The sequence below is a fragment of the Glutamicibacter sp. NPDC087673 genome (assembly GCF_044743255.1).
Classification (GTDB): Bacteria; Actinomycetota; Actinomycetes; order Actinomycetales; family Micrococcaceae; genus Glutamicibacter.
This window is the reverse complement of record NZ_JBIUWB010000004.1, coordinates 425256-450947: the sequence shown is the minus strand read 5'-3', so window position 1 is coordinate 450947 and position 25692 is coordinate 425256. Positions and strand designations below refer to the sequence as shown.

28 protein-coding genes are annotated in these 25692 nt (G+C 61.4%); 6 read left to right on the top strand and 22 right to left on the bottom strand.

What is annotated here, in order from left to right:
- The first annotated feature begins 108 nt into the window (after window positions 1-108).
- The gene (locus tag ACIOTL_RS12300; protein ID WP_105658140.1) at window positions 109-630 is read left to right on the top strand and encodes a phosphoribosyltransferase; all 522 of its coding nucleotides are present in this window, start codon (window positions 109-111) and stop codon (window positions 628-630) included.
- Between the two features lie 207 nt (window positions 631-837).
- Window positions 838-1320 (top strand): GNAT family N-acetyltransferase, encoded by a 483-nt coding sequence (locus ACIOTL_RS12295; protein WP_388023841.1) that lies wholly within the window; start codon window positions 838-840, stop codon window positions 1318-1320.
- Here ACIOTL_RS12295 and ACIOTL_RS12290 read toward each other — a convergent pair.
- From ACIOTL_RS12290 to infC, 9 genes are all read right to left on the bottom strand, one after another.
- A complete protein-coding gene (locus ACIOTL_RS12290) occupies window positions 1317-1526 on the bottom strand; it encodes a hypothetical protein (protein WP_388023843.1) in 210 nt (69 codons plus the stop codon). The genes ACIOTL_RS12295 and ACIOTL_RS12290 overlap by 4 nt on opposite strands.
- A 152-nt stretch (window positions 1527-1678) precedes the next feature.
- On the bottom strand, window positions 1679-4222 hold the full coding sequence (gene pheT / locus ACIOTL_RS12285; protein ID WP_400342870.1) for a phenylalanine--tRNA ligase subunit beta: 2544 nt from the start codon (window positions 4220-4222) through the stop codon (window positions 1679-1681).
- Between the two features lie 3 nt (window positions 4223-4225).
- Window positions 4226-5305 (bottom strand): phenylalanine--tRNA ligase subunit alpha, encoded by a 1080-nt coding sequence (gene pheS, locus ACIOTL_RS12280; RefSeq protein WP_105661889.1) that lies wholly within the window; start codon window positions 5303-5305, stop codon window positions 4226-4228.
- Window positions 5306-5447: 142 nt separating this feature from the next.
- A complete protein-coding gene (locus ACIOTL_RS12275; protein ID WP_400342868.1) occupies window positions 5448-6089 on the bottom strand; it encodes an LppM family (lipo)protein in 642 nt (213 codons plus the stop codon).
- Between the two features lie 72 nt (window positions 6090-6161).
- Window positions 6162-6602, bottom strand: a complete 441-nt coding sequence (locus ACIOTL_RS12270; protein ID WP_400342866.1) for a (deoxy)nucleoside triphosphate pyrophosphohydrolase — start codon at window positions 6600-6602, stop codon at window positions 6162-6164.
- On the bottom strand, window positions 6592-7506 hold the full coding sequence (locus ACIOTL_RS12265; RefSeq protein WP_105658147.1) for an RNA methyltransferase: 915 nt from the start codon (window positions 7504-7506) through the stop codon (window positions 6592-6594). Before ACIOTL_RS12265 ends, ACIOTL_RS12270 begins: the two co-directional genes overlap by 11 nt.
- Before the next feature lie 111 nt (window positions 7507-7617).
- Window positions 7618-8268, bottom strand: coding sequence for a 50S ribosomal protein L20 (gene rplT, locus ACIOTL_RS12260; RefSeq protein ID WP_105658148.1), 651 nt, complete (start codon window positions 8266-8268; stop codon window positions 7618-7620).
- Window positions 8269-8372: 104 nt separating this feature from the next.
- Window positions 8373-8567, bottom strand: coding sequence for a 50S ribosomal protein L35 (gene rpmI / locus ACIOTL_RS12255; protein WP_013348480.1), 195 nt, complete (start codon window positions 8565-8567; stop codon window positions 8373-8375).
- Window positions 8568-8732: 165 nt separating this feature from the next.
- Window positions 8733-9383 carry a translation initiation factor IF-3 gene (gene infC, locus ACIOTL_RS12250; protein ID WP_388023856.1) on the bottom strand — a complete coding sequence of 217 codons (651 nt, stop codon included), beginning with the start codon at window positions 9381-9383 and terminating at the stop codon, window positions 8733-8735.
- Between the two features lie 330 nt (window positions 9384-9713).
- Here infC and ACIOTL_RS12245 point away from each other — a divergent pair, with 330 nt between their 5' ends.
- A complete protein-coding gene (locus tag ACIOTL_RS12245; protein WP_013348478.1) occupies window positions 9714-10079 on the top strand; it encodes a DUF1844 domain-containing protein in 366 nt (121 codons plus the stop codon).
- A 104-nt stretch (window positions 10080-10183) separates the two neighbouring features.
- Window positions 10184-10729 (top strand): GNAT family N-acetyltransferase, encoded by a 546-nt coding sequence (locus ACIOTL_RS12240; protein WP_400342864.1) that lies wholly within the window; start codon window positions 10184-10186, stop codon window positions 10727-10729.
- Here the strand turns inward: ACIOTL_RS12240 and ACIOTL_RS12235 are convergent.
- The 8 genes from ACIOTL_RS12235 to ACIOTL_RS12200 all read right to left on the bottom strand — a co-directional run bounded on the left by ACIOTL_RS12235 (window position 10726) and on the right by ACIOTL_RS12200 (window position 16945).
- Window positions 10726-12063 carry an MFS transporter gene (locus ACIOTL_RS12235; protein ID WP_105658151.1) on the bottom strand — a complete coding sequence of 446 codons (1338 nt, stop codon included), beginning with the start codon at window positions 12061-12063 and terminating at the stop codon, window positions 10726-10728. The genes ACIOTL_RS12240 and ACIOTL_RS12235 overlap by 4 nt on opposite strands.
- A 41-nt stretch (window positions 12064-12104) precedes the next feature.
- On the bottom strand, window positions 12105-12986 hold the full coding sequence (locus ACIOTL_RS12230; RefSeq protein ID WP_105658152.1) for an SseB family protein: 882 nt from the start codon (window positions 12984-12986) through the stop codon (window positions 12105-12107).
- Between the two features lie 221 nt (window positions 12987-13207).
- The gene (gene priA / locus ACIOTL_RS12225) at window positions 13208-13945 is read right to left on the bottom strand and encodes a bifunctional 1-(5-phosphoribosyl)-5-((5-phosphoribosylamino)methylideneamino)imidazole-4-carboxamide isomerase/phosphoribosylanthranilate isomerase PriA (RefSeq protein WP_400342862.1); all 738 of its coding nucleotides are present in this window, start codon (window positions 13943-13945) and stop codon (window positions 13208-13210) included.
- A 27-nt stretch (window positions 13946-13972) separates the two neighbouring features.
- Complete coding sequence (locus tag ACIOTL_RS12220) at window positions 13973-14122, bottom strand: hypothetical protein (RefSeq protein WP_400342860.1); 150 nt, start codon at window positions 14120-14122, stop codon at window positions 13973-13975.
- A 2-nt stretch (window positions 14123-14124) separates the two neighbouring features.
- Window positions 14125-14760 carry an imidazole glycerol phosphate synthase subunit HisH gene (gene hisH / locus ACIOTL_RS12215; RefSeq protein WP_105658154.1) on the bottom strand — a complete coding sequence of 212 codons (636 nt, stop codon included), beginning with the start codon at window positions 14758-14760 and terminating at the stop codon, window positions 14125-14127.
- A complete protein-coding gene (gene hisB / locus ACIOTL_RS12210; protein WP_013348471.1) occupies window positions 14761-15381 on the bottom strand; it encodes an imidazoleglycerol-phosphate dehydratase HisB in 621 nt (206 codons plus the stop codon).
- A gap of 22 nt (window positions 15382-15403) precedes the next feature.
- Window positions 15404-16510, bottom strand: a complete 1107-nt coding sequence (locus ACIOTL_RS12205) for a histidinol-phosphate transaminase (RefSeq protein WP_400342858.1) — start codon at window positions 16508-16510, stop codon at window positions 15404-15406.
- An 81-nt stretch (window positions 16511-16591) separates the two neighbouring features.
- The gene (locus tag ACIOTL_RS12200) at window positions 16592-16945 is read right to left on the bottom strand and encodes a LysM peptidoglycan-binding domain-containing protein (protein WP_105658156.1); all 354 of its coding nucleotides are present in this window, start codon (window positions 16943-16945) and stop codon (window positions 16592-16594) included.
- A 258-nt stretch (window positions 16946-17203) separates the two neighbouring features.
- On the opposite strand from ACIOTL_RS12200, the gene lexA reads away from it, so the two are divergent.
- On the top strand, window positions 17204-17923 hold the full coding sequence (lexA, locus tag ACIOTL_RS12195) for a transcriptional repressor LexA (RefSeq protein ID WP_105658157.1): 720 nt from the start codon (window positions 17204-17206) through the stop codon (window positions 17921-17923).
- Window positions 17924-17979: 56 nt separating this feature from the next.
- On the opposite strand, the gene ACIOTL_RS12190 is transcribed toward lexA, so the two are convergent.
- The 3 genes from ACIOTL_RS12190 to hflX form a co-directional block, all read right to left on the bottom strand.
- Entirely contained in the window at window positions 17980-19059 is a 1080-nt protein-coding gene (locus tag ACIOTL_RS12190) for a glycoside hydrolase family 76 protein (protein WP_400342857.1), read from the bottom strand.
- A gap of 105 nt (window positions 19060-19164) precedes the next feature.
- Window positions 19165-21162, bottom strand: coding sequence for an ATP-dependent DNA helicase (locus ACIOTL_RS12185; protein WP_105658159.1), 1998 nt, complete (start codon window positions 21160-21162; stop codon window positions 19165-19167).
- Window positions 21155-22816 (bottom strand): GTPase HflX, encoded by a 1662-nt coding sequence (gene hflX, locus ACIOTL_RS12180; RefSeq protein WP_388023879.1) that lies wholly within the window; start codon window positions 22814-22816, stop codon window positions 21155-21157. The genes ACIOTL_RS12185 and hflX overlap by 8 nt, the downstream gene beginning before the upstream one ends.
- A gap of 326 nt (window positions 22817-23142) precedes the next feature.
- Between hflX and ACIOTL_RS12175 the strand changes: the two genes are divergently transcribed.
- Window positions 23143-23748, top strand: coding sequence for a class I SAM-dependent methyltransferase (locus ACIOTL_RS12175; protein WP_400342855.1), 606 nt, complete (start codon window positions 23143-23145; stop codon window positions 23746-23748).
- 69 nt (window positions 23749-23817) lie between these two features.
- On the opposite strand, the gene dapF is transcribed toward ACIOTL_RS12175, so the two are convergent.
- A complete protein-coding gene (gene dapF / locus ACIOTL_RS12170; protein WP_133832953.1) occupies window positions 23818-24753 on the bottom strand; it encodes a diaminopimelate epimerase in 936 nt (311 codons plus the stop codon).
- Between the two features lie 32 nt (window positions 24754-24785).
- Complete coding sequence (gene miaA / locus ACIOTL_RS12165) at window positions 24786-25688, bottom strand: tRNA (adenosine(37)-N6)-dimethylallyltransferase MiaA (RefSeq protein WP_133832954.1); 903 nt, start codon at window positions 25686-25688, stop codon at window positions 24786-24788.
- Window positions 25689-25692 lie beyond the last annotated feature (4 nt).

Genomic DNA, 25692 nt, shown 5'->3' with positions numbered 1-25692 from the left:
TATTCATGCCTAATCAACGGATGGGAATCCTCCGGGCATGGGAGGAAAAAATGATCGATTGGTTTGAACTGGACAGCACCGCACCAAATTCGGGGCTAAAATTGCAGAATGACTAGCATTGACGATTCCGGGGCATCCGTCCTTTCAGAACCAGAGCGCGAGATCCTCACTTGGGACACCTTCGGTGAAGCTTCCCGCGAACTGGCACAGACCATTGTCGACGACGGCTTCGAGCCGGACATCGTTCTGGCAGTAGCACGAGGCGGCCTGCTGCTGGCCGGCTCGATTTCCTACGCTCTGGGCGTCAAGGCCTGCGGTGCGCTGAACGTGGAGTTCTACACCGGCATCGGCACCGTCCTGCCGGAGCCAGTGGTTCTTCCTCCAATGCTGGACGATGGCCACCTGCGCGACAAGAAGATCCTGATCGTTGACGATGTCTCCGACTCCGGCCGCACCCTTGAAAAGGTTGTCGATCTGGTGTCCGCCTGGGGCGCCGAGGTCAAGACCGTCTGCCTGTACACCAAGCCACGCACCATCATGGTCCCGGATTACGAATGGCGCCGCACCGACAAGTGGATTACCTTCCCATGGTCGGATCTGCCACCAGTTACCGCTGGCGCAGCCAAGTAAAGTATTTGAATTTCAGCAGGGAACGGCGAGCTTTCGCCGTTCCCTGCTTTTGTTTTGAAGCTACTGCCGCGGGCGCAAGTCCAGGCTGAATCCGGGGCATTGCGGAAAGTCCCCGGTGAAGTCGGCTTCCATCCCGAAGGACTCGTAGAAGAACTACGGCCAATGAAACAAGTTTGCGCGCGCTTCGTTCCCGCATAGGCTGAACCCATGGGTCCTTCACTGCTGCTAACGCCAATGACCGAGGCGGATGCAGATTTCGTTGCGCGCCTGGCTGCAGACGAACGCGTCATGGCCCATGTCGGCGACGGAAGCACCTGGAGCCCGGAGCACACCGCGCAACGCGTGGAACATGCCCTGAGCAGTCCGGAGATCTCCTGGTTTATCGCGCGCCGCCAGAATTCTCCGGTTGGACTTTTCACCGCTACCGAACGCAGGCATGCCACCGAAATCGGCTATTGGATCGCCCCGGAATGCTGGGGCCAAGGCTTGGCGAAGGCAATAGTCAGCGAGGGGCTCGCGCAATTGCAGGAAACCGGTCGAAGCGCATTTATCGCTCGTGCCGATGCCTCGAATATCGCCTCGCTGAAAGTGCTTGCCCGTTACGGGTTCATCGCGCAGGCGAAGGAAGGCCCTGGGCTCATAACGCTGACACGGGTTCTTCCCACTGTACCGGTGCCGCCAGCCAGCTAGGGCGTGTAGGTTTCCGATGGGCGGAACCTATCGGGTGCTTCTTCCTCGACCGTAGCGCTCGGGGTCGCCGGTTCTTCGAGGTGGGTTCCGGCGCCACGCTGGATAAACAGCACCGCTGCCCAGCCTGCCGCGATGAGGACGGCAACGGCCAGGATCCCGAGGAAGAACACCAGCAGCACAGCACCGCATGAACGCAATCCCTTCACTTCAAGCCTCTTCCCTCATCTAGTCGCATTGTCGGGATATCCAGATCAAGTGTAGTCCTCAACCTGTCCAACCCGGGCATGGCGACAAAGCAAAATGCCCTGCCGCTTCCCGATCATCAGGAGAGCAGCAGGGCATCTGGCAGGCCAAAAGCCTAGCGCTGGGAAGCGCCGAACTTCTCGATAGCCGCAGCCACCGCGGCGGCACGAGCCTCGGACGCCTCGTCGGCGGTCAGGGTGCGGTCGGCGGCACGGAACCTCAGGCCGAAGGCCAACGACTTCTTGCCGTCTTCGATGCCCTGGCCCTGGTACACGTCGAACAGCGCGATGTCTTCGAGCAGTTCACCGGCGCCTTCGCGAAGGGCGGCAAGCACATCTCCAGCCACGACGTCCTGGTCGACAACCAAGGCCACGTCCTGGGTAGCCAGCGGCTGGGCGGACAGGTGCTGCTGGGCAACAACCACTGCAGGTGCAGCAGCCATCAGTGCGGCAGCATTCAGTTCCATGGCCACGGTACGTGCTGGCAGGTCCTGGTCCTTGAGCAGCTGCGGGTGCAGTTCACCGGCGTAGCCAACGACCTGCCCGGAAACCTTCAGTACTGCAACACGGCCCGGGTGGAAGGCCTGGTGGCTGCCCTGGGCAACCTCAAGCTCAACGCCGAGGACATCTGCCGCGCAGTGCGCCGCATCCAGCGCGTCGGCCCAGTCCCAGGCACGCGGTGCGAAGCCGGCCGCAGCCGATGCTTCGCGGCCGGTGAGAACCGCGGCCAGGTGCCATGGCTGGTCAGGGACGCCGTTGAACAGTTCGGCCAGGACCTCATCGCTCGGCTTTTCACCTAGCGGAGGCAGAACCGAGGAGCCCAGCTGCGTACCTGGCAGGAAGACGAGGCCGCCTTCATACAGCGCCAGGTCGCGGAAGCCACGGCCGATGTTGCGGCGAGCGGTTTCCAGCAGGCCCGGCAGCAGCGAGGTGCGCAGGAAGCGGAATTCCTTGGAAATCGGGTTGGCCAGCGAAATGGCCTTGACCTCGGTACCGGCTTGCGCAGCACCAAAGGTGCTGTTCTGCGCTTCGGAAACGAACGGGTAGTTCAAGACCTCGGTCAGCCCTGCATCTGCCAAGCCCTGAAGCAGGCGGCGGCGCTGGGACTGGGCGCGGGTCAGGCCACGGCCCGGAGGGGCCACTGGCAAGGTCGCCGGGATCTTGTCATAGCCGACTACGCGGGCTACTTCCTCGACCAGGTCTTCCTTGATGTCCAAATCCGGGCGCCAGCTTGGTGCGGTGACCAGGAAGCCCTCGGCGTTCTGCTCAACGCTCGCGCCGATGCCTTCCAGCGCGGTGATGGTCTGCTCATCGGTGTAGTCCACGCCGATCAGGGCTCCAGCGAAACCTGCCAGCAGCTGGATCTGGGTGTCGGAAGGAATCTGGCCCGCGTCGGTGGCCTTGGCGGTTTCGGTGCCGCCGGCCAGCTGCACCAGCAGGTCCACGGCACGCTGGGCCGCGATCTGCATGATGCGTGGGTCCACGCCGCGCTCGAAGCGCTTGGAGGCTTCGGAAGGCAGCTTGTGGCGACGGCGCGAACGGCCGATGGACACGGTGTCGAAGTGCGCGGCTTCGATCAGCACGCGGCTGGTCGAATCCGAGACCTCGGTGGCCGCGCCGCCCATGACGCCGGCAATGCCAATGGCGCCGGACTCATCGGTGATCAGCAGGTCCTCGACCGACAGCTCGCGTTCCTTGGCATCCAAGGTCACCAGCTTTTCGCCGGCGTTGGCGCGGCGCACGGTAATCGCACCGGCCAGCTTGTCAGCATCGTAGAAGTGCAGTGGAGCGCCGAGTTCCAGCATGACGTAGTTGGAGATATCGACTACCAGCGAGATCGAGCGCATGCCGGCCAGCTGCAGGCGCGAAGCCATCCAGCGCGGGGTCGGGAGGCTCGGGTTGATGCCGGTGACCTCGCGGGTCACGAAGCGGGTGCAGCCCGGTACGCCGTAGATCGGCGCTTCGTCGCGGAGAACTACTTCATGGCCGGCTTCGGTGGTTTCCGAAACGGTCACGATCGATGCGGGATCGGTGAAGGAGGTGCCGGTGGCCAGCGCGTATTCGCGCGCTACGCCGCGGATCGAGAAGCAGTAGCCGCGGTCCGGGGTCACGTTGATCTCCGCCGCCTGGTCATCCAGGCCGAAGAGCTCGAAGACGTCGGTGCCCAGTTCCGGGTCCAGGCCCAGCTTGGACAGGACCATGATGCCGTCGTGGTCTTCGCCGATGCCCAGCTCGCGGGAGGAAGCGATCATGCCCGCCGAGGTGTGGCCGTAGGTCTTGCGCGGCGAGATCTTGAAGTCCCCTGGCAGCACGGCGCCGGGCAGGGTGACAACGACCTTGTCGCCTTCCACGAAGTTGTGCGCACCGCACACGATCCCCTGCACGCCCGAGGGGTCGATGCCCTTGCCGGTCAGGGTCTGCTCGGCGCCTTCTGGAACCACGCGAACCTGGCACCAGTTGATGGTCTTGCCATTGGAGGCAACTTCCTTTTCCAGGGAAATCACCTGGCCGACCACGATGGGGCCCGAGAGCTCATCGCTTGGACGGTGGACATCTTCTTCTTCGAGGCCGACCTTGACCAGGTCTGCCATGACGTCTTCAGCCGATGCGTCGGCTGGTACCTGCGCGTACTCGCGCAGCCAAGATAGTGGAATACGCATTGCTTAGATCTCCATCCCGAAGTGCTGGCTGAAACGGATGTCGCCCTCGATCATGTCGTGCATGTCTGGGACATCGTTGCGGAACATGAGCGTGCGCTCGATGCCCATGCCGAAGGCGAAGCCGGAGTACTCTTCGGGATCAATGCCAGCTGCGCGCAGCACGTTCGGGTTGATCATGCCGCAGCCGCCCCACTCGATCCAGCGCGGTCCGCCCTTGGCACCTGGGTGCCAGATGTCCAGCTCTGCCGATGGCTCGGTGAACGGGAAGTAGGCAGGGCGCAGGCGGATCTGCGCTTCGGCGCCGAACATCTGCCGGGCGAAGTGCTCCAGGGTGCCGCGCAGGTCGGCCATGGTCAGGCCCTTGTCCACGGCCAGGCCTTCGAACTGGTGGAAAACCGGGGTGTGGGTGGCATCGAGCTCATCGGTGCGGAAGGTGCGCCCAGGGCACAGCACGTAGACCGGCACATCGCGCTCGAGCATCGAGCGGACCTGCACCGGGGAGGTGTGGGTACGCAGCACCAGGTGCGCGTCGGCAGGCTCCACGAAGAAGGTGTCCTGCATTTCGCGGGCAGGATGGTCCGGCTTGAAGTTCAGCGCGTCGAAGTTGAACCATTCGGATTCGACTTCCGGGCCCTCGGCGATTTCCCAGCCCATGCCGACGAAGATGTCGGATACACGGTCCTGCAGGACCGAGAGCGGGTGGCGGGCGCCAACGCTGCGGCGGCGGGCGGCCGCGGTGACATCCACGGTTTCTTCGACCAGGATGCGGGCGGCTTCGGCTTCTTCGAGCACGGTGGTGCGGGCAGCCAGGGCCTTGTTGACCCGTCCGCGGGCACCGCCGACGAGCTTGCCGGCAACGGCCTTCTGGGTCTTGTCCAGCTTGCCGATCTGGCGGTTGGCCAGGGACAGCGCGGACTTCTCGCCGGTGTGGGCCAGACGCGCTTCCTTCAGCTCGTTCAGGTCGCCAGCGGCCTGGATGGCTGCCAGGGCGGCGTCGACCGCGCCCTGGATGCCGGCTTCATCGGTTGGGTGCGGAACATTGGACTCCCCGACAGGAGCTTGTTCAGTTGTCTGATCAGACATGGGATCGATCGATCCTTACTCTTATCTTGTACTTACGCGTAGAACACTTTGCTTCCATTCTATGGCTAAGGGCCCGTGATCGTTTCACCGATGACGGGCCCTTGGCGTGAAGCTTCTTACCTTGAAGCAGGATTGCTGCTCATTAATGCGATTCCTTGGCACCCTTTGGCGCGAAAGCGGCAACGAAGACGAAGGTCAAAACCAGCAGCGCCCCGCCGAATACTGCGGAGTAGAACATGGTGTGGTCAACCTTGGCGGTAGCCTGGTAGGCGGCGGCGCCCTTGATCATGTCGAAGGTGACGGTGTGGTGCTCGACGGTACCCGGGGTGTGCGAGGTGACTGCGCCGGGGAAGGTGACGTGCAGGTTCGCTTCGGTGAAGGAAGAATCCACGGTGGCTTTGTCGCCCGGCATCGAGAAGGAGTATTCCTTCCCGTCATCGCCCAGGTTGATTTCGAAGCCGAAGACGCGGAATGCGTCAGCCAGCTGGACGTAGGTCATCGGGCTGGTGGTTTCAAAGCGCAGGCCGACGTTTTCGCCATCATCGATGTTGCTGTAGCTCCACTGGTCCCCCAGCTGCTGTTCCATCATTTCGATGTCGATCTGGCTCTCGAGGACTTCTTCAAAGCTGACGCCATTGAGCGTCGACTTGTGCAGGGTCAACTGCATGGCCCCGGCGACCTTGTCTTTGCCCAAGACGTTGACTTCTGCGTTCATGTTGACGCAACCAGAAAGTGCTAGGACGGCGGCGAAGGCCAGAGCGATAACGCTCATAAATCGCTTCACGAAAAGTGCTCCTCAAAATATCGGCTATAGGCACAGTGCCAGAAGTTGGCGCGGTAATAAGCTTACGGGTGTTTAGTGCTGCGCCCCGGCACGTGCCTGGGCCAGGCATGCCGCCACGATCGGCGCATCGGCTGGAATCCACGGGACGACGGCGGACAGCGAGTCATCGAGTTCCAGCCAGGCCAGCTGGTCATGCCCGTCCAGGGTCGCTGGCTCGCCCGCGGTGATCTGGGCGAACCACATGCGCATGGCGGCCTTCTCGTTCAGCTGCCACCCTTGGGGATGCGGGCCTGGGATGGGCGCGCCAAGACGCATCTGCACCCCGAGTTCCTCGCGCAGCTCGCGGTGCACGGCCTGGACTTCGCTCTCGCCGGGTTCGACTTTTCCACCGGGGAATTCCCAGAGCCCGGCAAGGGCTTGAGGGCGGTTGCGGCGCGCGGCAAGCAGCCTGGTGGGCCGGGCCAGGTCATCGACGATGGCCACGGCAACAATTTGCTTGAGTTCAGCTGCCATGGGAGTCCAGTGCGCTCCGATTCGCTGAGCGCTGGGCGCGGGCCGAAGCGTACAGGCAGACGGTGGATGCGGTACCCACGTTCAGGGATTCGGCAACACCGTAGAGCGGCACGGCCACGCGGTAGTCGGCGGCGTCCTTCTCGTGCTCCTCCAGCCCCTGGCCTTCATTGCCGAACAGCCACAGGGTTGGCGCTTCCAGCACCGGCTGTGCTTCTGGCGCTTCGGTGCCTGGCTGGCTTGCACGCAGCACGGCGGCATCCTGCAGGGTGTCCAGGTTGTGGGCAGCATAGCCGTCGGCGGCCAGGATCTGGCTTCCGGTGGTCTTCGCGGCGGCGACCAGGTGGTCGAATTCGATGTTGTTCAGCACCGGTACGTGGAACAGCGAGCCGGCGGTGGAGCGCACGGCCTTCGGGTTGTAGATATCCACGCTGCCCTTGGTCAGGATCACCGCATCGGCTCCGGCGGCATCGGCGGCACGCAGGATGGTGCCGGCATTGCCCGGGTCCTGGATGCGGCAGAGCACGGCGATCAGCTTCGGCTTGGTGTCCAGCACCTCGCTCAGCTGCGGCTGGGACATGGCGACCACGGCAAGAATGCCCTGCGGGGTCTGGGTGTCAGCCATGGCGTGCAGCACTTCGCCGGTGACGATGCGGGTTGGAACCTTGGCGCTATCGAGCAGCTGCACGAATTCTTCGTGGCTCTCCAGAAAGCCGCCGACAACATAGACGCCCTGGACCAGGTTGTCGTCCTCCAGATGGGCCTTGAGTGCTTCGCGTACCGCCTGCGGGCCCTCAACGAGGTATTCGCCGGTGGCTTCGCGCCCCTTGCTCTTGGCCAGACGCGCGATGGCCTTGACTCGTTCGGCGCGTGGATTGGACATCACTTCTGGTGGAAAACTGCTCATGTCTCGAGAATACCGGTAGAAACACGCAAAGGGCGGGTCCGCGCTGTGCGCGGGACCCACCCTTCGGTGTGATCTGTCCTACCTGAGCCTCAGCTCAAAGGGAGAAGAGATTTACTTCATCTGCTGACGGGATTCGCCGCCAGCTGGTTCGAAGCCTGCAGCCTTGGCAGCTTCGATGGAGTTGAACCAGAACTCGGCTTCGGTCTGGTCGTACCAGGTCGAGCCTGGAACGTGGTACTTGTTCGAGCCGGCGTTGCCCTTGATGATGAAGCCCTCAGGTGCGTCTTCGCCTTCAACGGCCTTGACTACGCCTTCGCCCTCGACGGACTTGGCAGCAGCCTTTGGAGCCTTGGCAGCCTTAGGTGCAGCAACCTCAGCAGCGGCAGCCTTTGGGGCGTTGACGTCAGCTGGAAGTGCATCCTTGGCAAGCTTTACCAGGGTAGCGAAAGCGTTCGAGTCCGAAACAGCCAGCTCTGCGAGCATACGACGGTCAACCTCGATCTGAGCAGCCTTCAGGCCCTGGATCAGACGGTTGTAGGTCATGCCGTTGGCGCGGGATGCAGCGTTGATGCGCTGGATCCACAGGCGGCGGAAGTCGCCCTTGCGCTTACGGCGGTCGTTGAAGCTGTAAACGAACGAGTGGAGCAGCTGCTCCTTGGCCTTACGGTACAGGCGCGAACGCTGACCGCGGTAACCCTTTGCGCGTTCCAGAACGACGCGACGCTTCTTGTGGGCGTTTACTGCCCGCTTCACACGTGCCACGTGTGTACTCCTTCAAGTCAGTTCCCCAGTGCCCGCGATTTTGCGGGATGGGTGAAATCTATGGGTGGTGGGGTATTGCTTCCCCGTATTGCGAAAGGGAGAGCTTAGAGGCCCAGCATCCGCTTGATGGTCTTTACATCGGCCTTAGCGACGATCTGGTCAGAAGCCAGGCGACGGGTAACGCGCGAGGACTTGTGCTCCAGGTAGTGGCGACGGTTGGCCTGCTGGCGAGCGAGCTTACCGCTACCGGTGAGCTTGAAGCGCTTCTTGGCGCCACTGTGAGTCTTGAACTTCGGCATAGCTGCCGTTCTCCTTACGTGCTCCACCCGGTAAAGCACCGGGTGGGGATCATCCGAAGCGGGCCCCGATAAAGGTGACCGCTGTTGTTCTCTTGTAGTTGGACCTTCCCGGAAGAAGATCCTTCACCGTGAACGGTGACGGGCTCGAAAGCCCAACAGGCTTGGCTAGGCGTCGCCTTCAGCTGCCTGACGTGCCTGCTCCAACTTGGCGCGGGCTTCATCATCCATGGAAGCTGCGACATTCTGGCCCTCGGTCTCAGCCGGCGCGTCGGTGCGGATCTTGCGCTTGGCCGCGCTGCGGCCACCCGACTTCTGCTGCTGTTCGCGGCGAGCCTCTGCCTTGTTCTTCAGCGGACCAACAACCATGACCATGTTTCGGCCATCGATGCGCGGGCTGGATTCAATGATTCCAACTTCGGCGACGTCTGCTGCAAACTTTTCAAGCAAGCGAATGCCCATCTCTGGACGCTGCTGCTCACGACCACGGAACTGGATCATGGCCTTGACCTTGTCGCCGGCGCCCAGGAAGCGCAGTGCGTGGCCGACCTTGGTCTCGTAGTCGTGGGTGTCGATCTTCAGGCGGAAGCGGACTTCCTTCAAGACCGTGTTGGTCTGGTTCTTACGAGCTTCGCGAGCCTTGACAGCGGCTTCGTACTTGTACTTGCCGAAATCCATCAATTTGCACACTGGAGGCTTGGCGCTGGGTGCCACCTCGACCAAGTCCAGATCGGACTCGAGAGCAAGACGAAGCGCGTCCTCGATACGGACGATGCCTACCTGCTCGCCATTAGGGCCGACGAGACGTACCTCTGGCACGCGAATGCGCTCATTAATGCGTGGATCGCTGATGTGTCACTCCTGAAATTCGTAATCCATGACCGCAAACAAAGAAGGCCCCCGTCTGCGATTGCAGGCGAAGGCCAAAAAGAACGACAAAGCCGAACACGGGATTGCTCCTGCGTAAGCGCTTGGGGAATGCATTGCTGCAATCCTGCCGAAATACCCGGAAGCCTGGAAACGGCGACAGCGGGTGGGAGTTGGCCTCCACTTGCATGGCTCAATACTAGTACGAATCCCTCATCCAGTGCTAGCTGGAGAACTGCGAGAAGTACCGGCATCGAGTCGGTCTGTGACAAGCTTAGCAGTATGACTAACGAAGACACCAACTCGCACCAGCACGCTGTCGACCAGCAGGTGCGCGATATCGCAGAAGTTGCAGCCGTTGAAATCATCACCACGGCCGCCGTCCACCTGATGAGTGCAGCAGCAGTCAAGTGCGGACTTGCAGAGGGCGAAGATGCCAATGAGCTGAAGGATCTCGATGAGGCCCGCAAGCTGATCACCGCACTGGCAGGCCTAGTCACCGCCGGTGCGCCCGAGATCGGCTCGCAGCACGCAGCGCCTTTGCGTGACGGCCTGCGCAGCCTGCAGCTGGCCTTCCGCGAAGCTTCAATCATCCCGGATGCACCAGGCAAGGGCCCGGGCGAGAAGTTCACCGGACCGGTCAACTAGGTAATATTGGCTGAATTTTAAGAGATTAACATCATGGACTCGTTTCCCCAGGGAAACGGGTCCATTTGTTGTTTGGATCACCAAGCTAGGTTGGAATCATGCAGATGCTCGAACAACCAGTGATCGACGCCGGTGCTTTCCGGCTCCGCCCCTTCCAGCCCAGCGACATTCCTGCCGTGAGGCAGGCCTCCACGGACCCCTACATTACGCAAATCACCACGGTCCCGGCGCAAGGAACTGAAGCCGGCTATGCGGCATTCATCGAGCGCCAGCACCGCCGGGTGGCCGAGGGCAGCGGGTATTCATTTGCCATAGCCGAAACGGCCACGGATCGTGCCGTTGGGCAAATCGGCTTGTGGCTGCGCAATGCCGACCACGGCAGGGCCAGCATCGGGTACTGGATCGCACCGGAGCACCGCAGGCGCGGCATTGCCAAGCACGCGTTGGCAGCGCTCGGCGCCTGGGCATTGGAGCATCCGGGAATCGACCGGATCGAGCTCTACGTGGAGCCGTGGAACGAGGGGTCGTGGCGGGCCGCTGAAGCGTGCGGCTTCCAGCGTGAAGGCTTGCTGCGCAGCTGGGAACAGGTGGGCACCGCACGCAGGGACATGTACATGTACTCGCGGCTCAGGGCAGCTCCAAGAGCCTAGGCGATCGTTTCCAGGCGACGGCGGCGGGCGCGGCGAACGCGGCGGCGGATCTGCTGCGCAATCAAGGCAATCACCACGACCACTGCAGCCATGGCGCCGATGCCAAGGAAGGCCGGGGCGGGTCCGAGGTTGTCGACGAATATGCCGGTGATCGGCGATCCCAACGCGGTGCCAGCGGTCATCGCGGAGCCATACCAGCCCATGGCTTCGCCGCGACGCTTTTCGGCCACCAAGTCGGTGAGCCACTCAGAGGCCGCCGACAGCGTCGGCGCGCACAGGAAGCCGGGGAGTGCGGAGAACAGCGCCAATGACCAGGTATCCCACGCGAAGTACATGGGGATCGTCAGCACGGCCATGCTCAGCAGCAGCACCAGTGGAGAAATAACCCGCTTCATCGACCCGTAGATCAGGCCGCCGACCAGCGAAGCTCCGCACCAGAAGAAGAACACCAGACCCAGCTGGTGGCTCTGCGCCGACGCGTCCAATTCGGCCACGATGGCCACTTCTGTGCCGGTGAGCAGCATGCCTGCTCCGGCCGCGGCAATGAATACTGCCAGGACCGAAGCGCTGACCCAGTTGAAACGGTTCTTGAAGTTGCGGCCACGCTGCTTGATGCGGGCGCGGGCAGACTTCATGCCGGCTGCGATCAGCTCGCCCTCGACTTCGGGTACACCCATCGGCGCGGCCGCAATGAAGCTGGCCTCCGCCCCCAAGCGTTCCTCGTGCACGTTGGCCCGCGAGGCGATCGCCTTGGGATCATCGCTGCGCGTTGGCGGATTCAGGATCATCAGCGCCAACCCGGCAACCGTCGAGGTCACGCCGATGACGCTCAATCCAATGACGCTGCTGATCTGGGTGGCGACAATGCCGGCGCTTGCAGGTCCGACGATGAACACCAGTTCGGTGGCGGTGGCATCCAAGGCGAAGGCGGTACGGCGTTGTTCGCCGGTGGTCATGATGCCCAGCGCGGTACGCACCACTGAGAAGACCGGTAGCGCGAAGAGTCCGCCGATGAAGGCCAGCGGGTACACCCAGACCAGTGGAACATGCGGCACCGTGCACCAGACGAGTGTTTCGACGATCACCGATGGGATCATCGCGCGGCGCAATCCCCAGACATCTACGCGGGCACCGCGCCACGGGGCGCCAATGGCGATGCCCAAGGTCATGACGGCCGTGACCAGACCGGCCGAAACCCAGGATTGGCCGAGGTTGTTCACCAGATGCAGGAGCAGCAGCATGCTCAATGCGGAGTGCGGAAGTCGGGCAATCATGCCAATCAGCAACAAAAGTGAGATCTGCGGTTGACGCAAAATCTGCCAATAGCTTTTCATGCCCGGAAAGTTCCTTGTCTGGTCGAAAAGAGCCCGCCGGTTTAGTTCGGCGCGCTGTGCAAACTGAGTTCGAGGGAATCCACTGCTTCAGCGAATTCGGTGTTTTGGGACAAACGTCCGTGGATTGCGCGAGTCGTCTCGCGAGCGTCGTTCTCGCTCGTTCCGGGAGCAAAAACAAACTGCAAGTTCAGTTCCGGTCCGGGACCTCCGCCAAGGACCACTTGCCCGTCCTTGCTGCGTGAGCCGACTCCCCTGCCCGGGGCAACCTTGACGGTCTGCAACTGGCCAAAGCCTTCGGTTGCATCCTGCACCAGGTTGGCGATCTGCTGGTTCTGATAACTCGGAATCCAGTCGATCTGCTTGGCCAGGTTCCAGACCCCCGGTCGTCGAAGCACGAAGGTGAATTCGCTTCCGGGATCGAGTACCAGCAGCTGGCATTCCTCGCTGACTGCCGAGAGGGCCGCCCGCGGGGCGTAAACCGCCACTGGTCGAGCTTCCTTGTGCCAAGCCTGCAATCGTTCGACGGTCGTGAAGATCGGCAGGGCCATGCGGCCATCTGGAGCCTTGATTTTCACCAGCGCCATATCGGCTTCCTTGTCGGATGCGAAGCCGTGTTCCGTCATGGCTTCTTCGCCGAGCTGGGCTACCACCGCAACGAAAACGCGTGCCTCGGACAAGGATTTATGCACCTCGCCCTCCCCTGCGCTGCCATCGCGCAAGGCCGCCAGTGCGGCAACGACGTTGGCGTCGGCCTTGCCGTCGTCCTTGTCGAAATTATGCAGGGGGTTGCCTTCACCGCTCAGGTCCCGGCCTTCCCAGTCCTGACCGGCAGAGTCGGTGCTAGAGCCTGCCTGCGCCAGTGCAGCGACAATATGTCCCGGCAGGTGGCGTTTGGGTGCAGATTCAGGTTGCTCGGTACTCATAGCTCCATGCTATCGGTGGTTTCGGGGTTGTTGGAGGGAAGTTTCAAAACTGCAGTCATGAGCTTGGACACCCCTATCCGATGATTTCAGATTTCTTTCCCAGCACCTGCGCGCAGTCGCGGGCCCGAGGAGGGAAAGACCGGGATCCGCTTTCACGAATAAAAAAAGACGATTCAAAAGCGCGAGCTTCTGAATCGTCTTTCCCTGCTGCAGCATGGGGCCTAGCGGCGACCTGCTACATCGAGCGCTTCTTGCAAGGTGAATTGGCCCGAGTACAGCGCCTTGCCCATGATGGCTCCTTCGATGCCTTCTGGAACCAGCTCGCGCAAGACCCGGAGGTCTTCGAGCGAGGAGATGCCGCCCGAGGCGACAATCGGCTTGCTGGTCTTGGCAGCGATTTCGCGCAATAATTCAACGTTCGGTCCGCGCAGGGTGCCGTCCTTGGTCACGTCGGTGACGACGTAACGGGCGCATCCGGCATCTTCGAGGCGGGCCAGAACATCCCACAGGTCGCCTCCGTCCTTGGTCCAGCCGTGGCCGGACAAGGTGGTTCCGCGCACGTCCATGCCCACGGCGATCTTGTCACCGTGGCGGACAATGGCCTGCTTGGTCCATTCCGGGTTCTCCAGCGCGGCGGTTCCGAGGTTGACGCGGGTAGCACCGAATTCCAGGGCCCGGTCAAGTGAAGCGTCATCGCGGATACCGCCGGAGAGCTCGACCTTGATATCCAGTTCCTTGGCAATGCGCTGGACAATCTCAACATTGCTGCCACGGTCAAAGGCTGCGTCCAGGTCGACCAGGTGCAGCCATTCAGCGCCGGCATTCTGCCAGGAGAGCGCAGCTTCCAGCGGGTCGCCGTATCCGGTCTCGGAACCGGCTTCGCCCTGGACCAGGCGCACTGCCTGTCCGCCAGCGATATCTACTGCAGGCAAAAGTTCGAGGATTGGTTGCTCGCTCATGACGTCCTTAGTGAAGAAGTAATGTGATTAGTAGGTCAAGGACCAGGCTGCGATCAGGCTCAGGCCTGCAAGTACCCACAGCGCGATGATCCATGAGATATGGGCCTTCTGGCTCTTCATCGAAATGGCTCCGCCAATCAGGAAGGCCCCGACAACGCCCAGAATAAGGGTCCACATGCCTAGAGCGTCCCCAACCAATTGCGAAGCAGCTGCGCGCCAGCGTCCCCGGACTTCTCCGGGTGGAACTGCACTGCCGATAGCGGGCCGTTCTCGACGGCGGCCACGAAGGGCGTTCCGTGCGTCGACCAGGTCACCTGTGGCGGGGTCATCGCTGGCTGCGTTACGTCGAATTCCCACTTCTGAACAGCGTAGGAGTGCACGAAGTAGAATCGTTCACCCTCGATGCCGGCGAACAGCTTGGATCCCTCCGGCGGGCGTACCGTGTTCCAGCCCATGTGCGGGATGACATCTGACTGCAGGCGTTCAACCTTGCCCGGCCATTCGCCAATGCCTTCGGTTTTCACACCGTGTTCCACGCCTTCTTCAAAGAAGACCTGGTGTCCCACGCAGATACCCAAAACCGGCAGGCCCCCGGCAATGCGGCGACCGATCCAGCGCAGGGAACCGGTTTTGGCCAGCTGCTCCATGACCGAGGCGTAGGCGCCAACACCGGGGACTACCAGGCCGTCGGCGGCCACGATCTTCTTCGGATCTGCGGTCAGTTCCACTTCGGCGCCGGCGGCTTCCAAAGCGCGCACAGCGGAGCGGACGTTGCCGGAACCATAATCCAGGACAACTACTGTTTTCTTTTCCACTTACAGTGCACCCTTCGTGGATGGGATCTTGTCGCCCATGCGCTCATCGCGCTCTACCGCTTCGCGCAATGCGCGCGCGAAGGACTTGAACTGCGCTTCAACGATGTGGTGCGGGTCGCGACCCGAGAGCACCTCGATGTGAGCACAGATCTGTGCGTGGAAAGTGATGGCTTCGAAGACGTGACGGGTCATCGAACCGGTGAAGTGACCACCGATCAGGTGGTATTCCTGGCCCGCAGGCTCGCCGGAGTGCACGAGGTATGGCCGGCCCGACACATCGACTACCGAACGGGACAGGGCTTCGTCCAGTGGAGCGTAGGAGGTGCCGAAGCGGCGGATGCCGGCCTTGTTGCCCAGTGCCACGCGCAGTACTTCGCCAATGGTGATCGCGGTGTCCTCGACGGTGTGGTGAACGTCGATGTGGGTATCGCCGGTGGCACGCACGGTGAGATCGATGAGCGAATGCTTGGATAGCGCAGTCAGCATGTGGTCGTAGAACGGCACCGAGGTGCTGATCTCAGAGACACCGGTGCCATCGAGGTCCAGTTCAACGAATACGGACGATTCGCTGGTCACGCGTTCCATGCGGGCGCGACGTGCGCCAATCAATTCGGCAGACATGTCTTCCTTCGCTTGTCTTTGATTACTTCTGCGAGCCGAGCAGTTCGGCAAGTCGTTCCAAGAAGGCTGTGGTTTCCGATTCGGTTCCTGCCGTAACACGCAAGGTTCCCGGGATTCCATTGTCGCGGATGATGATGCCGGCTTCCAACAGGCCTTCCCAAATCTTGTGGGGGTCTTCGACGCCACCGAAGAAGACGAAGTTGGAGTCGGAGACCGATGGCTTGAGGCCAAGTTCCTTCAGGCGCGCGACGATGCGGTCCCGCTGGGACTTGATGTCCTCGACCTGGGCCAACAGCAACTCGATGTTCTTCAAGGCCGCGATGGCGGTTGCCTGGGTCACTGCCGACAGGTGGTACGGCAGTCGCACCAAGCGGATGGCATCGGTGACTTCTGGCGCAGCGGCCAGGTAGCCTACGCGCGCACCGGCCAGGCCGAAAGCCTTGGACATGGTGCGCGAGACAATCAGCCGCTGGCGGCCTTCGAGCAGGCTCAGCCCCGAGGTGGTGCTGGCCAAGGAGAACTCGGCGTACGCCTCATCCACGATCACCATGCCGTTATGCTCGCTCATGGCTTCATATACCGCGGTGATGACGTCCAGGCCAAGGGCCGTGCCGGTGGGGTTATTCGGAGAGCAGAGGAAAACGATGTTCGGCTTGTGCTCGCGAACCTGTGCGGCTGCGGAATCGGCGGACAACGTGAAATCTGCGGCGCGTTCACCGGCGATATATTTCGTGTCAGTACCACTGGCAAGCAGCGGGTACATGGAGTAGGTTGGGCCGAAGCTCATCACGGCACGGCCGGGGCCGCCAAAGGCTTGCAGGATTTGCTGCAGGATTTCATTGGAACCGTTAGCGGCCCAGATATTGTCCTTGGTGAGCGAGTGGCCGAGGTAATCGGCTAGGAGTTCGCGAAGCTCGGTGAACTCGCGGTCCGGATACCGGTTCAACATTGCCGCCGCCTTGGCCACCTCTTGTGCAATGGCATCGACGACTGTCGGTGGCAACGGATGGGTGTTCTCGTTGACGTTCAGCTGGATGGGCACGTCAATTTGTGGTGCGCCATAAGGGGATAGCCCGCGGAGATTCTCACGCAAGGGCAGCTGACTCAAAAGTTCACTGCGGTCATTCACGCATCAAGTCTACGTGCGCAGCGCGCCTGCCGGTGAATCCGCTACGGCCACAGGTAACAAACTCTAAGCAGGCTGGGGAAGCTAGCCGGCAAGGACCGGAATCGACAAGGTTTCGCCAACCTGGATTTCGCTGCCGGTCAGGGCATTGAGTTCGGCGATGTGGCCCACTGCCGAGGTCACGTCGTAACCGGTGGCGTAATCCCGGGCCAGGCTCCACAGCGTATCCCCTGGAATAACGGTGACATCAACGGTTCCGACTCCAACAGGAGTATCGGCTGCGGCATGCGCGTCAGAGGCAAACATGGAGATGAAGAAAGCTGCGGCGATGGTGAGTGCGAAAATGGGCATACCCACAAGCACGGCCCATCCGCGACGGTTGATGCGGATCTTCAGTGGTGCCTGGGTCTGATTTGAGTCAAGTGCGACGGTTGCCATGACTTTGTCTCCTCAAGAAATTCAAGTGATGCGAATTTGTATTCGAAAGCGTAGATTCGAAAACTTGTTCGAACCTCGTATATCTGTTCTAACAGAGGTTTGCGGAACTTGTCCAGAAGTTTTCGAACAAATCTTTGAAAGAAGCTCGCTTATCTACTAAGATTTCGAAGTAGACGAGCAATGAAAACATCTCACCATCTAGCGCCGACAGTTTGGACTTACGAACTTTCGAATGATTGCTAGGGAAGGCAAAATCTCATGTCAGCTTCACAACGCACTCCCCGATCGAATGCACGTTCGCTGACGATTCGCCAAAAGAAGATCCTGGAGACGATCCAGCGGTCAATCGGCAAGAACGGTTATCCACCATCGATGCGTGAGATTGGTGACGCAGTAGGGCTCAAGAGCCTTTCGAGCGTCACCCACCAGCTGAGCCAGCTGGAAAAGCTCGGCTATATCCGTCGAGATCCACGCCGTCCGCGCGCAATGGAAATCCTGCTGCCTCTGCAGCTGGCCGAAGACGCCGAGAAGGCCGAAGTTTCGAAGCCGGTCGAGCCAGATGCCAGCGAAGACGCCAAGATCATTGAATTGAGCACTTCCGCTGACACCACCATGGTTCCCCTGGTTGGCCGTATCGCTGCCGGCGGTCCGATCCTTGCCGAACAGTCCGTCGAAGATGTTTTCTCGTTGCCTCGTCAGCTCGTAGGCCACGGCGAACTGTTCATGCTCAAGGTTTCCGGCGATTCAATGGTTGACGCTGCGATTTGCGATGGCGACTGGGTAGTTGTCCGCCGCCAGCAGACGGCGGACAACGGCGACATCGTAGCTGCCCTGCTCGATGAAGAAGCCACGGTAAAGACTTTCCGGCAGCGTGACGGGCATACCTGGCTGCTTCCGCAGAACTCGCGCTACGAACCAATTTTGGGTGATGCCGCAACGATCATGGGACGCGTCGTCTCGGTGATGCGCTCGCTCTAGAATACGTACGGTCATTGCGCTGGTGCTTGGCACCAGCGCAATTCTCGTTTAACCCGCTATTGGCCGGCGTTCAACTCGAATTGAGCGGCCGCCGAGAAGATCATCCAGCGTTGGATTGCCGCCGAAAGCCGGCGTGGTTCCTGGTCAGCCAGATGGCGCGCCGTTGCCATGACCAGCCTCCTGGCCTGCTCCCGGCTCCGGGCTTCCAAGCGGACATCATTACCGGCGAGGGCCAGATATCGGCAGAGTATCCCCGCGAACAGGTTGCCGTCTCCCCCGCTGTTGAACGAGAGGACCCCGGCAGCAGTTGACAGCGATTTCGTGGTGGCATCGATCAGTACTTTAGCGTGAGCCAGATCAGCAGGCTCGCCAAGCTCAAGCAATGCCCCGAGCACCAGGCCCTGGTTATAGGTGTAGACCGATGGTTCCACGGCGTGTCCCTGCGTGGTCAACCGAAGTCCGTCCAGATACAGTCCTCGCTCCACGCTGAACAGATTCTTTTCCAGCCACTGGAGAAGCTCTCGCGCGGTCTCTTTCTCCCCGGTACGGGCAAAGAACAGTGCCGCCGGCGCGTTGGCTGGCGTGTTCTTGAAATCCCGCTTTCTGGACCAGTACAGGCCGCCGTCCAGCACCCCATCCATGCCGGCATGGAGCTGCCGTCCCAGCGTCCGAACTGCCGCCTCGGCAGGACGGCTCCTGTGTCCCGTCGCCAGCTGCGTGAACTCTGACAGGCGGCCGCTGGCCAGGGCAAGCCAAGCCATGTCGTCGAAGAAGTAGTTGGGCAAGATCCCGAAGTTTCGAATTCGAATGCCGCGCAATAGGCCGTTGGCCCGGGCAAGCGCTTCGCGCGCCCGGTGTTCGTTGCCTTCGTCCCAGTACGATCGGCCCTCATCGATGATGGCATCCAGATAGTGCGCCTGCCACCAATAGTTCCACTCCGCAAGCGGGTGCGCGAAACCATTGAGATTGCTGAGCATGCTTCCGTCGCGCAACCGATGCGCTTTGCTGTAGCTCTGTCCAATCCACGTTCCGGGCAACCCCATGAGGCGATGCCCGAACCGCTGGTGGGTGTCGATCGCGGCTTGGTGCGCCAATTCCTGCATGGACTCCATGGTGCCTTCCGATTCGAGCTTCATCAGTTCTTGTCACAGACCTTAGTGCGTCTGGAAGCATCATGCTGGTACCGGTTAAAGAACTTGAGCTGTCCCGAAGGACAGCTCAAGTTCATATTCTGGCCGCGGCTATTTCCCGCCCGGGTTCAATCGCTTGAGAACACCAGTGATGACCTTCTTATCGACAGTCGGCCACATCGGCGGCAGGGTAGCTTTCAAGAAGCTGCCGTACCGCGCCGTGGCCATGCGCGAATCAAGGATCGCCACAACGCCCTTATCCCCGACCGAACGAATCAAGCGCCCAGCACCCTGGGCCAGGCGAATCGCCGCATGGGTGGCGGCAACCTGCATGAAGCCATTTCCGCCATGCTTGGCCACGTCCTCGGAACGGGCCTTGGAGATAGGATCATCCGGGCGCGGGAAAGGAATCTTGTCGATGATGACCAGCCGGCAAGAATCGCCTGGCACGTCCACGCCCTGCCACAAGGTCATAGTTCCAAACAGGCAGGTGTCGCGTTCGCTGCTGAACTGTTCGACCAGCGACTTCATGCTGGCTTCACCCTGGCACAAGATTTCCACGTCCAGGCGCTCGCGCAAGATGCTTGCCGCTTCCTCGGCGGAACGCTTGGAAGTGAACAGCGCCAAGGCGCCGCCACCGGAGGCCTTGATGAGATCTTCGATCTCATCCAGCGTCTCCGCCGCCAGTTGGCGTCCTGGCTTGGGCAGGTGCTTGGCCACGTAGAGGATGCCCTGCTTGGGGTAATCGAAAGGGCTGCCAACATCTACGCCGGTCCATGATGGAGCGCCGGCGCCCATCAGGCCCAAGGAGCCTGCTACCGAGTCGAACTGCGAGCCAATGGCCAAGGTGGCGCTGGTCAATACGACCGTGCGCCCGTCGAAGAGGCCCTCGCGCAACTTGCCGGCCACCGACAACGGTGCCACGTTCAAGGTTGCAGGCTGGCTCTCATCGGCCTCGACGTAGCCCCGGCCTTCGACAAACTCCCGCGGACGGGTGGTGTACAGGACCTCGCGGCGTTCTTCGGATTCGAGCATGCGAATCGCATCATCCATCACTGCCTGCAGCTGGGAGCGGGCAGTCTGGCGGCCGCCATCGGCCGGTGCATTGGCTTCGGGCTTGGACAGCGCCAGAGCCAGCCGGGCCTGCTCCACGATGTCGTTCAGGGCAATGCCCATGTCTTCGCGCAGACCATGTTCCAGCAAGCCTGTCGGCAACCCGGTCAACGACTTTTCCAGGCGGTTTGCGGCCTTGACCATCTCATCCGCATTGATACCGCAATGGCGCTTGGCACCGCCAGCGGCGGTAAGCACCATGCGCGAGGAGAGCGCGCCCGAAACCGAGCTGGTCACGCGATCTTGCAGTTCGTGGGCCTCATCGATGATCGCGACTTCGAAGTCCGGGAGAACCGAAAGCCCCTCGAAGGCCGAAACCGCCAGCAACGCATGGTTCGTAATGACCACGTCGGACTCGGCGGCACGTGCACGCGCCATTTCCGAGAAGCATTCGTCCGCCATCGGGCACTTCTGCGAGCCGAGGCACTCCATGGCCGAAACCGAGACCTGCTTCCAAGCCTTGTCACTAACCCCGGGCACCAGTTCATCGCGGTCACCCGTGTCGGTCTCTTCGGCCCATTCACGCAGTTTCATTACTTCGCTAGCCAGCGGCGAGTAAGTGGTGCCGGCAGGTATTGCCGGCTCGTCCATGGAAAAAAGAGTGCCTTCGTCATCCGGGTATCCGCCGCCGAGCTTGTACTGGCACAGGTAGTTCGAGCGCCCCTTGAGCAGCGCGACATCCATCGGGCGCGAGAGCTTGCCCTTGAGCGAGTCGAGTAATCGCGGTACGTCACGGCCGACAATCTGCGATTGCAGCGCCAATGTCGCGGTGGAGACGATCACTGGCTTGGCGCTGGTTTGCGCGTGGGCCAGTGCCGGAATCAGGTAGCCCATGGACTTGCCCGTTCCGGTACCGGCCTGCACCAGCAAATGCTTTTCGTCTTCCAACGCGCTGACCACGTGCTTGACCATTTCCTGCTGGCCGGTGCGCATGGCGCCGCCCATGGAAGTGACCGCGGCCTCCAGGAGCCCCAGGGCCTGCTCTTGCTTATCCATGAAGGTTGAAGGTCTCCAACTCTGCAGCAAAGGAATCGCGCACCTTGACGATCAGCCGGGTGCCCTCCTCCAGGTGTTCGCTTTCCAGGATCTCGGATTCGCTCTGGTGCAGCTTGGCGATCAAATCCCCCCGGTTGTAGGGAATGAGTACCTCAAGCTGGACTCCGGGGCGTGGAATCGAGGAACTGATCTTTTCCAGCAGCTCCTGGATGCCTTCACCGGTATGCGCAGAGACAACCACAGTGTTGGATTCCTTGTTGCGGATGCGTTCGATAACGAACGGATCAGCCACATCAGCCTTATTCACCACGATGATCTCTGGGATGTTCAACGCGTCGACTTCGCCGAGCACGGTGCGCACGGCCTGGATCTGCCCTTCGGGATCCGGATGGGACCCGTCAACGACGTGCAGGATGAGATCCGAATCGGCGATTTCCTCCAAAGTGGAACGGAAGGCTTCCACCAGCTGGGTCGGAAGGTTGGAAACGAATCCCACGGTATCGGCCAGGGTGTAGGTCAGCCCGTCTTCGGTCGCCGACTGGCGAACGGTCGGGTCCAGGGTAGCGAACAGCGCGTTCTCCACCAGCACACCGGCGTTGGTCAGTCGGTTAAGCAGCGATGACTTGCCAGCGTTGGTGTAGCCGGCAATGGCTACGGCCGGAACCTCATTGCGCTTGCGGTTGGCACGCTTGGCTTCGCGCGCAGGCTTCATGGCCTTGATCTCGCGGCGCAGCTTCGCCATGCGGTCGCGAATGCGGCGGCGGTCCATTTCAATCTTGGTTTCACCCGGTCCACGCGAACCGATACCGCCACCGGCGGCACCCACGCGGCCACCGGCCTGGCGGGACATCGATTCTCCCCAACCGCGAAGGCGCGGCAGCAGGTATTCGAGCTGGGCCAGTTCAACCTGCGCCTTGCCCTCTCGCGACTGGGCATGCTGCGCAAAGATATCCAGGATCAGGCTGGTGCGGTCGATCACCTTGACCTTGACGATATCCTCCAAGGCGCGACGCTGCGAAGGAGCCAGCTCTGCATCGACAACCACGGTATCGGCGCCAGTGGAAGCAACAATTCCGCGCAGCTCTTCAGCCTTGCCCGAGCCGAGGAAAGTCGATGGGTCCGGCTTGCTGCGGCGCTGCACCAGCCCGTCCAGGACCTCCGAGCCGGCGGTCTCTGCCAAAGCGGCGAGCTCACGCAGGGAATTCTCGGCGTCGGTGACGGTGCCGTCGCTCCAGATGCCAGCCAGCACGACGCGTTCCAGGCGCAGCTGGCGGTACTCGACTTCGGTGACGTCTTCCAGTTCCGTGGACAGGCCTGCGACGCGGCGCAGCGCACGGCGGTCGTCCAAATCTTCCTGGTCCCCGTCGAAATGGGTGAGGCCGGAGGAAAAACGGTTCAGTGCAGAGGCTTGCCCGGCGAAGATGGAACTCTCTTCTTCGCCGAAGTGCTGGACCTGCGGGCTCTGCGCATCGTCGGCTGCGAGGATTCGATCGATGGCGGCCTGGATCTGGGCATCATCCATAGATGCCGAATCGTGCTCGTGTGACTCGGAGTTAGTCATGGTCTCCTTAGAAGTACTTCGCTTTCCAGAATAGTGCGGGTGGGCCCCACTTTGCGACGTGGCGCGTTCAGTTTCGGTTGGTTCATCAAACATTCGTGGTCCTTTGCAAGGAGTAAAGGTCTATGAGCAGACAGGTGAATGCATGGTTACCGGTGAGCAAAGGCGAATGCGGGGTTCCAAAAAGAAGAACTGCCAAGAAGGGGAAATGACTTTGCTGTCTGCTGATTCATGCAGGTGGGCGCGCAAGAAGTGCACGGCCAGCTCGTGGAATCGCGGGTAACCAAGAGGATTACGTATTAGACGAAAATGAAAGTCATAGGGAAAACTCTATCAGTGATATCGTGTCGTGCCTATATCGCTTTGCTCACGTTGGAGACCCTGTTCTTTGGGGTAACCGTACTGGGCGATAAACTTTGCCTATGACCTCGGATCACTACTTCACCGCCAGCCCGGCCTCGGCAGACGAACGTCGCACCATCGAAGTCGAGCTCAATGGCTCGCTGCGCAAAGCGCAGACGGCCTCCGGCATTTTCTCCCCTGCCGGGCTGGATAAGGGCACAGCGGTATTGCTGCAGTACGTGCCGGCCCCTCGCGGACGCATCCTGGATATCGGGTGCGGCTGGGGGCCCATCACCTTGGCCGCTGCCGAGCAGTCCCCGCAGTCCGAGGTCTACGGCGTCGACGTCAATGAGCGTTCCATCGATCTGGCCCGCTTGAACGCCACGGCGTTGGGCTTGTCCAACGTTGTTGTCGGCACTCCTGAATCCGTGGATCCGAACCTGGAATTCGACACCATCTGGTCCAACCCGCCCATTCGCATCGGCAAGGATGCCCTGCATGAGCTGCTGATGCTGTGGTTGCCGCGTTTGGCGCCGGGCGGCGAGGCCTGGATGGTGGTGCAGAAGAACCTTGGCAGTGACTCGTTGCAGAAGTGGCTGGTTGAGCAGCTTCCCTCGGAGTGGAAGATCACCCGCGAAGCGACCGCCAAGGCCTTCCGCGTGCTGAAGGTAGCGCGCCCGGCCTAGAGGACCGAAGGCAAACCGCAGATCCGCTAGCCGAGCCAATCTGCGGTTCTGCGAACATCCGGATCAGTTCTACTGCGCACCGAGGATCCCGCGCGCCACCAGATCCGCGGGGCCGCTGAGGATCGTATCTTCTCCGCCGCTTGCATTGCCGCGGAATTCAACGCCGACCACGCCGCCTGGCACCGCAACAGCCCACTGGTTGATCAGCGCGGTGCTGCGCGCCCAGTAGCGTACGGCAGCTGCAGCCGCGCAGGCACCGGTACCGCAAGAGAGGGTCTCGCCTACCCCGCGTTCATGGACGCGCATCTGGACCTGGGCAACTCCGTCTTCTTCAATCAGCGGTTCGGATGGAACCACGAATTCCACGTTGGTGCCGTGGGCAGGAACGGGAGATACCTCTGGTGCCTGGAACAGGTCCAATTCTTCGAGCATTCGGGCATCGGGCAACGCCACAACGGTGTGCGGATTGCCCATGGTGATGCTCAAGGCCGGCAGGGCCTGTTCCCAGCCACGCGGCTTGACCATGGAGTCCACGGATTTTTCGGCCGCGTCCTGCTCGAAGATCAGGCCCCAAGGACCCAGGTTCACTGCGTAGCCATCGACCAGGCGGGTAATTTCCTTGACCCCTGCACGGCTGCCGATTTGGAAGCTTTGCCCCACCTGGAGGCTCACCAGCCCCTCGGCAATCAGGTAGTGCGCGAAGGCACGCACGCCATTGCCGCACATTTCGGCGATGGAACCGTCGTTGTTCCGGTAATCCATGAACCAGTAGGCCTTGGGGTTCTCCAGGAACTGCTCTTCGTATCCCGGAACCTTGGAGGTTGGCACGGCACGGATGAGCCCGTCGCCGCCAATGCCGAAGCGGCGATGGCATAGGGCCGCTACCTGTTCGGGGGTGATGTCGAGCTTTGCTTCAGGGTCTGCAACCAGTACGAAGTCGTTGCCGGTAGCGTGGCCCTTGGCAAAATGTTGTCCAGCCAGCTGTCCTAGTTCGGTGCGGTACATCAATGCTCCTAGAGTTTTCCTGCGTATGTTGGCTAGCCAATGATCTTCAGCGTTTTTTCCAGCAGTCCCGGTTCGATCGGGTTCAGCCAGTTGACCCGCTGGTCTGCATTGAACCAGGTGATCTGCCGTCGCGCGAACTTGCGCGTGGCGATGATCGTCTGGTCGATGGCTTCGGCTCGGGTGATCAGCGCATCCAAGTAGTCAATGTACTGCTGGTACCCGATGGCACGCGAAGCGGTCTTGCCTTCGCGTAATCCTTGTTCAAGAAGTCCTGCGACTTCTTCGGCTAATCCCATGGCATCCATCTTGTGCACGCGGGCCTCCAGGGCTTCGTGCAATGCATGCCGGTCATAGTTCAAACCGATCTGGATTGCCGGTGCGGCATACTCGCGTTGCGGCATGAAGGAGCTGAAGGCCCGCCCGGAAATCTCGTAGACTTCAAGGGCCCGGATCGCGCGGCGCAAATCCAGGTTGCGCCCAGCTGACACCGGGTCCACCTCGGCCAATCGGCGGCGCAGGGGTCCGTCGCCTTCGGCCTCGACCTCAGCCTCCAGCCGTTTCCTGACCCCGGGATCCGTCGGCGGGAAATCGATGACGTCAAGTGCTGCGCGTACATACAGTCCAGAGCCGCCGACCATCACCGGAATCTTGCCGCGGGCCTGGATTCGGGCGAAGTGGTCGCGGGCTTGGGCTTGGAAGGCCGCGACGGACGCTTCCTCGGTGATGGCCATGGTGTCGAGCAAATGATGCTCGATGCCGCCACGTTCATCCACCGGCAGCTTCGCGGTGCCGATATCCATGCCGCGGTAGAACTGCAGGGCATCTGAATTGACGATTTCCCCGCCCAGTTCCCGGGCCAGGGCAATAGCCAAATCTGACTTGCCGGTGCCGGTGGGGCCGACGATGGCGATGACCGGCAGGTTCGAATTGGTCATGTAC